The 8,504-nt window shown below is 71.9% G+C and carries 5 protein-coding genes and 1 riboswitch; of the genes, 2 read left to right on the top strand and 3 right to left on the bottom strand.

Features of this window, described 5'->3' with window-relative positions; all coding sequences use genetic code 11:
- Together ACFT4A_RS42070 and cobG are read right to left on the bottom strand one after the other, a co-directional pair.
- A partial coding sequence (locus ACFT4A_RS42070) for a precorrin-8X methylmutase (protein ID WP_382841895.1) occupies window positions 1–428 on the bottom strand: 428 nt, incomplete at its 3' end.
- Window positions 429–433: 5 nt separating this feature from the next.
- Window positions 434–1,720 carry a precorrin-3B synthase gene (gene cobG, locus ACFT4A_RS42075; RefSeq protein ID WP_382841898.1) on the bottom strand — a complete coding sequence of 429 codons (1,287 nt, stop codon included), beginning with the start codon at window positions 1,718–1,720 and terminating at the stop codon, window positions 434–436.
- 100 nt (window positions 1,721–1,820) lie between these two features.
- Window positions 1,821–1,895, top strand: a riboswitch (cobalamin riboswitch).
- A 92-nt stretch (window positions 1,896–1,987) separates the two neighbouring features.
- Here cobG and cobN point away from each other — a divergent pair.
- A complete protein-coding gene (gene cobN / locus ACFT4A_RS42080; RefSeq protein WP_382841901.1) occupies window positions 1,988–5,581 on the top strand; it encodes a cobaltochelatase subunit CobN in 3,594 nt (1,197 codons plus the stop codon).
- A gap of 10 nt (window positions 5,582–5,591) precedes the next feature.
- Here the strand turns inward: cobN and ACFT4A_RS42085 are convergent, their stop codons facing one another.
- Window positions 5,592–7,562, bottom strand: a complete 1,971-nt coding sequence (locus ACFT4A_RS42085; RefSeq protein WP_382841904.1) for a potassium transporter Kup — start codon at window positions 7,560–7,562, stop codon at window positions 5,592–5,594.
- A 334-nt stretch (window positions 7,563–7,896) separates the two neighbouring features.
- On the opposite strand from ACFT4A_RS42085, the gene ACFT4A_RS42090 reads away from it, so the two are divergent.
- Window positions 7,897–8,504, top strand: a 608-nt coding sequence (locus ACFT4A_RS42090; protein ID WP_382841907.1) for a HAMP domain-containing protein, incomplete at its 3' end; no start/stop codon positions are given.

Genomic DNA, 8,504 nt, shown 5'->3' on the forward strand with positions numbered 1-8,504 from the left:
CCCTCCAGCCGGTCCCGCCACAGCTCCATCGCGGCGGCGCTGCGCGTGGTGCCGAGCTTCGCCGCCAGCTCCGGCACGGACGGGTCGGAGAGCGTGCACAGCACGTCGTTGTCGGCGGGCAGCCGCTTGCGCGTCACGCCGCTGGCCACCATCTGCACGTCGGTGAAGATGGGCGCGCCGGCGCGCAGGGCCTCGCGGGCGCGGGCGACGACGGCCGGGGAGTAGGCCAGGTCCCGTACGAGGTCGACCATCCCGCAGGCGTGGATCATCCGGACCGTGACCTGGCTGACGTCGGCGGGCAGGGCCGCGAGGTCCGCCTCCGCGCGGATCGTGGCGAAGGACTGGCGGTAGATGGCCGGACCGTCCTTCTCGTAGTCGTACGTGGTCACGGTGTTCTTCTCGCTGCCTTCGGTCGTCATGGTCGTCATAGGGGTCATGAGGTGATCGCCGTCAGGGCGGCGGCGAGTCGGGCGGGGGCGTCGATCGAGGCGGTCCGGGGTTCCTGACCGCTCACGGCGGTGGAGAGCAGATAGCCGCCTCCCGGGGCGGCGACCAGGTCGACGTGGTCGCCCCGGGGGTGTCCGCAGCGGCGTTCGCACCCGGACCAGTACAAGGGGAGGCCGCCCGGCTCGATCGCGCCGAGGGCCTCGGCCGCGTCGGTCCGTACGTCCGCCCGTGACTTGGCGCATCCGGGGCTGCCGATACAGGCCCCGACGCGGAGCCAGGGGTCGCCGGGGTCGGTGACCAGGCCGGTGGCGGCGAGGCGGGCGAGGGACACGTCCGGGTCCGTTCCTGGTGTGGGAAGAACCACACCGCGCCACGGGGTGAGACGCAGCTCACCGGCGGCGACGTGGGCCAGTTCCCGCCACTGGTGTGCCGAGAGCCGTCCCAGAGGTACGTGCACGGAGAGCCCGGCACCGAGGGCGCCCGGGGGCGGGCCGGCCGTGCGGCCGGTCGCCCGGTTTCGCCGCTCGTGACGGATGTCCTCGGCCCGCAGCCGCCTGCCGACCGCATCGAGCAACTCGTCGCCGGAAAGGGACAGTTCGTCCACGCGCCAGACGCGGTCCCCGCTCGTCCGAGCCGCCTCCAGGAAGACCTCCGCGGCCGCCAGCGCGGCCCGGGCCGCTTCCTCGACACCGACGTGCAGCGCTTGGCCGGCCGCTCCGAGCGCGAGTTCCGCGCCGCCGTCCGCCGTCGCCCGTACCGTCACATCGGCATCGAGTCCGGCCACGTCGCCGCGTCCGTCGTCGAGCGCGAACAGGAAACGTCCTGACAGGGCCCGCGCCGCCTCGCTCGCGCACAGTGCCGCGTCGAGGGCCGTCAGCCAGGGCCGTACGTCCAGTACGCCCCGCCCGTCGAGACCGGACAGCGGCGAGGCCACGATGTTGCGCACCCGCTCGTGCCCGCGCGAGGGCAGCAGCCCGGCCGCGTCCAGCAATTCGGCCAGCTCCCCGGCGCATCCGTCGGGCAGACCCCGCAGTTGCGCGTTGCCGCGCGAGGTCAGATGCAGGTCTCCGTCGCCCAGCCGTTCGGCCACCTCCACGAGCGTCTCCGCCTGCGGAACGGTCAGCACACCACCGGGAATCCGGACGCGAGCGAGCGCTCCGTCGTCCGCCGCGTGCAGCCGCAGCGTCCCCGGACAGGCGTCACCGCGGTCGCGTGGGACCGCTGTGGCCTGGGTCGATGAGCGGGGGACAGCCGTGGACATGGCGGCGAGCATACCTACCATCACACCTGGTGTATGCCGTGCCCTCTTCCCCTGGCACTTACTATGATCGCGGCGGATCATCCGGTCCGCCATCGCCACGACGGCGACAGGGGAGGAAGCCGGTGCGAGTCCGGCGCGGTCCCGCCACTGTGAGTCCGGCCCATGCGGCCGGGCGAGTCAGGAACTCCCTTCCCCGAACGCTCGGCATCGCCCGAGCAGGGGAGACCCCATTTCGACACCACCCGGGGCGCGGACACCCCGAGGAAGGCCCGACGCCGCATGATCCTGCTCCTGTCGACGTCCGACACTGACCTGCTGAGCGCCCGCGCGGCCGCCGGCCCGGTGTCCTACCGTTTCGCGAACCCCTCCCGTCTCGCCCTCGACGACCTCCCCGGCCTCCTCGACGGGGTCGACCTGGTCGTCGTACGTCTCCTCGGCGGCATCCGGGCCTGGCAGGACGGCCTCGACCTGCTCCTGGCCGACGGCCGCCCGGTGGTCGTCCTCACCGGCGAGCAGGCCCCGGACGCCCAGCTGATGGAAGCCTCCACCGTCCCGGTCGGCATCGCCGCCGAGGCGCACGCCTACCTCGCCCACGGCGGCCCGGCCAACCTGGAGCAGCTGGCCCGCTTCCTCTCCGACACGGTCCTGCTGACCGGCCACGGCTTCGAGTCGCCGGCGGCGGCACCCACCTGGGGCCCGCTGGAGCGCACGCCCCGCGACGGCGCCGACGGTCCGACCGTCGCCGTGCTCTATTACCGCGCCCACCACATGAGCGGCAACACCGCCTTCGTCGCCGCCCTGTGCGACGCGATCGAGGACGGTGGCGGCCGGGCCCTGCCCCTGTACGTCGCCTCCCTGCGCGCCCCCGAGCCCGAGCTGATCGAGGAACTCCGCGCCGCCGACGTGATCGTCACCACGGTCCTCGCTGCGGGCGGCACCAAGCCCGCCGAGGCATCGGCCGGCGGTGACGACGAGTCCTGGGACGCCGGCGCGCTCACCGAGCTGGACGTGCCGATCCTCCAGGCCCTGTGCCTCACGGGCTCGCGTGCCGCCTGGGAGGAGAACGACGAGGGCGTCTCCCCGCTCGACGCGGCCAGCCAGATCGCCGTCCCCGAGTTCGACGGCCGCCTCATCACCGTCCCGTTCTCCTTCAAGGAGATCGACGAGGACGGCCTGCCGGCCTACATCGCCGACCCCGAGCGCGCGGCCCGCGTCGCCGGAATCGCCGTACGCCACGCCCGGCTCCGCCACATCCGGCCGGCCGACAAGCGCCTCGCGCTGGTCCTCTCCGCCTACCCGACCAAGCACTCCCGCATCGGCAACGCGGTCGGCCTCGACACCCCCGCCAGCGCGGTGGCCCTGCTGCGCCGCCTGCGCGAGGAGGGCTACGACTTCGGCACGGACGCCGAGGTGCCGGGCCTGGCCTCCGGCGACGGCGACGAGCTGATCCGGGCGCTGATCGAGGCGGGCGGCCACGACCAGGAGTGGCTCACCGAGGAGCAGCTGGCCCGCAACCCGGTGCGCATCCCGGCGGCCGACTACCGCCGCTGGTATGCCACGCTCCCCGAGGAGCTGCGCACGTCGGTGGAGGAGCACTGGGGTCCGGCGCCGGGCGAGATGTTCGTCGACCGCAGCCGCAACCCGGAGGGCGACATCGTCCTCGCGGCCCTCCGCTTCGGGAACCTGCTGATCCTCATCCAGCCCCCGCGCGGCTTCGGCGAGAACCCCATCGCCATCTACCACGACCCGGACCTCCCGCCGTCCCACCACTACCTGGCCGCCTACCGCTGGATCGCCGCCCGTGCCGAGGACGGCGGCTTCGGCGCCGACGCGATGATCCACCTCGGCAAGCACGGCAACCTGGAGTGGCTGCCCGGCAAGAACGCCGGACTGTCCGCCGCCTGCGGCCCCGACGCCGCCCTCGGCGACCTGCCCCTGGTCTACCCGTTCCTGGTCAACGACCCGGGCGAGGGCACCCAGGCCAAGCGCCGTGTCCACGCCACCCTCGTCGACCACCTCGTGCCGCCCATGGCCCGCGCCGACTCCTACGGCGACATCGCGCGCCTGGAGCAACTGCTCGACGAGTACGCCCAGATCTCCTCCATGGACCCCGCCAAGCTCCCGGCGATCCGCGCCCAGATCTGGACCCTCATCCAGGCCGCGAAGCTCGACCACGACCTCGGCATGGACGACCGGCCCGACGACGACGGCTTCGACGACTTCCTGCTGCACGTCGACGGCTGGCTCTGCGAGGTCAAGGACGCCCAGATCCGCGACGGTCTGCACGTCCTGGGCAACCCGCCCACCGGCGCCGACCACGTCAACCTGGTCCTCGCCGTCCTGCGCGCCCGCCAGATCTGGGGCGGCACCACGGCCCTGCCCGGCCTGCGCGAGGCCCTCGGTCTCGACGAGTCCGCCGCCACCCGTACCACCGCCGACGCGGCGGAGGAGAAGGCCCGCGCCCTGGTCCAGGCGATGGAGGACGCGGGCTGGGACCCGGCCGCCGTCCCCAGCGAGCACGGCGAACAGGTCGCCGCCATCCTGGAGTTCGCGGCCCGCGAGGTCGTGCCGCGCCTCGCCGCGACCACGGCCGAGATCGACCACACGGTGCACGCCCTGAACGGCGGCTTCGTCCCGGCGGGCCCCTCCGGTTCCCCGCTGCGCGGACTGGTCAACGTCCTGCCGACCGGCCGCAACTTCTACTCCGTCGACCCCAAGGCCGTCCCCTCCCGCCTCGCCTGGGAGACCGGCCAGGCCCTCGCGGACTCCCTGCTGGAGCGCTACCGCACCGACAACGGCGAATGGCCCACCTCCGTCGGGCTGTCGCTGTGGGGCACGAGCGCCATGCGCACGGCGGGCGACGACGTGGCCGAGGCCCTCGCCCTGCTCGGCATCCGCCCCGTCTGGGACGACGCCTCCCGCCGCGTGACCGGGCTGGAGCCCGTCCCCGCCGAGGAGCTGGGCCGCCCCCGCATCGACGTCACCCTGCGCATCTCGGGCTTCTTCCGGGACGCCTTCCCGCACACCATCGGACTGCTGGACGACGCCGTACGCCTGGCGGCGTCGCTGGACGAGCCGGCCTCGGCGAACCACGTCCGGGCCCATGTCCAGGCGGACGTCGCCGAACACGGCGACGAACGCCGCGCCACCACCCGCATCTTCGGCTCCCGCCCCGGCACCTACGGCGCCGGTCTGCTCCAGCTCATCGACTCCCGCGACTGGCGCACCGACGCCGACCTGGCCGAGGTGTACACGGTCTGGGGCGGCTACGCCTACGGCCGTGAACTCGACGGCCGCCCGGCCCGCGAGGAGATGGAGACGGCGTACAAGCGCATCGAGGTGGCCGCGAAGAACACGGACACGCGCGAGCACGACATCGCCGACTCCGACGACTACTTCCAGTACCACGGCGGCATGGTCGCCACGGTCCGCGCCCTGCGGGGCACGGCGCCCGAGGCGTACATCGGCGACTCGACCCGCCCCGAGACGGTCCGCACCCGCACCCTCGTCGAGGAGACCTCGCGCGTCTTCCGCGCTCGCGTGGTCAACCCCAAGTGGATCGAGGCGATGCGCCGCCACGGCTACAAGGGAGCCTTCGAACTGGCCGCCACGGTGGACTACTTGTTCGGCTACGACGCCACGACCGGCGTGATCGCCGACTGGATGTACGACAAGCTCACCGAGACCTACGTCCTGGACGAGACCAACCGCGAGTTCCTCCAGCAGGCCAACCCCTGGGCCCTGCACGGCATCGCCGAGCGGCTGCTGGAGGCCGAGTCGCGGGGGATGTGGGAGAAGCCCGACCCGGCGGTGCTGGAGGGGCTGCGGCAGGTGTACCTGGAGACGGAAGGAAACCTCGAGGGCGACGACTGACCGTAGGCGCCTACACCTCGACCTGAGAGCCCATGATCACCGTCCGGTCGCGGGGCAGGCCGAAGTACTCGGCGGCGTCGGCCGTGATGTAGGAGGTGGCGATGAACAGCCTCTTGCGCCACGGCGCCATCGTCGGGGCCTTCCCGCGCCGGAGCTCGATCTTCGACAGGAAGTAGGACGCCTGGTCGAGCCGCAGCGGCCCCTCGGTGTCGGCCGGGTCGAGGAGGGCCAGGGTGCCGGGCACGTCCGGTGTCTCCATGTAGCCGAACCGGGCGGTGACGTGGATGATCCCGTCGTCGGCGTACCCGAGGCCGTCGACGGCGATCCGCTGGTCGTCCCGGACGCGGGGCACGGGCTCGGTCCTGATCGCCAGGATCACGACATGGTCGTGCCGCACGTGGTTGTGCTGGACGTTGGCCACCATCGCCAGGGGCGCGGTCTCCTTCCCCCGGTTCAGGAAGACGGCCGTGCCGGGTGCCCGGACCGTCGGCTCCCGCCCCTCGCGGAGGTGTTCGATGAACTCGGGCAGCGGGCCTTCCTGGCGCGCCCGTTCCGCGGTGACGATCTCCCGGCCGCGTTGCCAGGTCGTCATGACGGTGAACGCGGTGAGGCCGATCAGCAGCGGCAGCCACGCGCCGTGGACGAGCTTGGTCATGTTGGCCGCCACGAACAGCAGATCCACGAAGAGGAGCACCCCCGCGCCGATGCCGAGCAGCCAGCGGGGTGTGCCCCACTTGGCGCTGGCGACGTAGAAGAACAGCAGCGTGGTGATGGTGATGGTGCCGGTGACCGCCATGCCGAACGCGTAGGCCAGTGCCTCGGAGGCGCGGAAGGCGAAGACCAGGGTGAGGACCGAGACCATCAGGAGCCAGTTGATCCAGGGGACGTAGATCTGGCCGATGGTGGATTCGGAGGTGTGCGCGATGCGCAGCCTCGGCAGATAACCCAGCTGGGCCGCCTGGGAGGCGACCGAGTACGCCCCGGTGATCACCGCCTGGGAGGCGATCACGGTGGCGGCCGTGGCGAGCAGGACCATCGGCCAGCGTCCCCAGTCGGGCACCAGCAGGAAGAACGGGCTGCTGATGTTGTCCGGGTCGTCGAGGATCAGGGCGCCCTGACCCATGTAGCTGAGGACACAGGCGGGCAGCACGAGGAACAGCCAGCCCCGGGTGATCGCCCGGCGGCCGAAGTGCCCCATGTCCGCGTACAGCGCCTCGGCGCCGGTGACCGCGAGGACGATCGCGGCCAGGGCGAAGAAGGCGGTACCCCAATGGCCGAACAGGAAGCCCAGCGCGTACGTCGGCGACAGCGCCTTGAGGATGTCCGGGTGGTCGGAGATGCCGACGACCCCGCACGCGCCGATGGCCAGGAACCAGGCGATCATGACCGGGCCGAACACCCGCCCCACCGCCGCCGTTCCCCTGCGCTGCACCAGGAACAGCAGCACGATGATCACCGCGGTGATGGGCACGACCGCGTCCTCCAATGACGGCTGGACGACCTTGAGGCCCTCGACCGCGGACAGCACCGAGATCGCCGGTGTGATCATGCTGTCGCCGAAGAACAGCGACGCGCCGAAGATGCCGAGCGCGGCCAGTGCGGCGGCGGCCCGACGCCCACGCTGTGAACTCAGCCGCCGCAGCAGGGTGATGAGCGCCATGATGCCGCCCTCGCCGTCGTTGTCGGCGCGCGTCGCCAGCAGCACATAGGTGACCGTGACGATGATCATCACCGACCAGAACACCAGGGACACCACCCCGTACACGTTGTCCGTGCTGACCGGGACCGGGTGCGGGTCGTTCGGATTGAACACCGTCTGGAGGGTGTAGATCGGGCTGGTCCCGATGTCGCCGAAGACCACGCCGAGAGCACCGATGACCACCGCGAGCCGCACCGTGTCGTGCGTGCCTGCCCGGCGGGCCTCGAGTGCCGGCGACGCGGACTCGTCATCCGATGCGTTTCCCTGCCGACGATCGGACATGGTGCTCCTCCTCGTACGGGCGGTTGAGCCGCGGACCCGGGGCATCGGGGCGGACGATACCGATCCCCTGGAGCAACCGCCGGTAGGGGCGCCGCGTCGTTTCGCGCGGCGTCCGGCGGCGGTGCCGGCCGGAGACCCGGTCGGTTACCGGAAGGCTTGTCAGTCGACCTTCGGCCGTTGTCGAGTGACAATACTTGCCGGAATCAAACCGGCGGCCGGCCGGGCCATACGATGAGACCGTTCGCAGCGGCCGGTGGGGGCGAGAATTCCGACAGTTGACGGCAGGTCTGCGTGTCGGAGCGAATGCCGCGGGGCGTTCGGGGAGAGGGAGAGCATGGACAAGGCGGGTACCGCAATCCAGGATCCGAGCGTAGTGCCGGGGGAACCGGAGCTACGGCGGTTGCTGGCCGGGCTGACGGCGGTACGCGACGGCGACTTCGGCACCCGGCTGCCGGAAGAGGCCGGCGGCCTGCTCGGCGAGATCGCGTCCGTGTTCAACGGCATGGTCGACCAGCTGTCGCTGTTCACCTCCGAGGTGACCCGTGTGGCACGCGAGGTCGGTACCGAGGGCACGCTGGGCGGCCAGGCGCAGGTACCCGGGGTCTCCGGAACCTGGGCCGACCTGACCGACTCCGTCAACGCCATGGCCGGCAACCTGACCACCCAGGTGCGTGACATCGCCCAGGTGGCCACCGCCGTGGCCAAGGGCGACCTGTCCCAGAAGATCGACGTCGATGCCCGGGGCGAGATCCTGGAGTTGAAGAACACCATCAACACGATGGTGGATCAGCTCTCGGCGTTCGCGGACGAGGTCACGCGTGTGGCGCGGGAGGTGGGTACCGAGGGGCGGCTCGGCGGTCAGGCGGACGTCAAGGGCGTGCGGGGCACCTGGCGTGACCTGACCGACTCGGTGAACTTCATGGCGGACAACCTGACCGCCCA

The sequence above is a fragment of the Streptomyces sp. NPDC057099 genome (assembly GCF_042671245.1).
In the GTDB taxonomy this organism is placed as follows: Bacteria; Actinomycetota; Actinomycetes; order Streptomycetales; family Streptomycetaceae; genus Streptomyces; species Streptomyces purpurascens.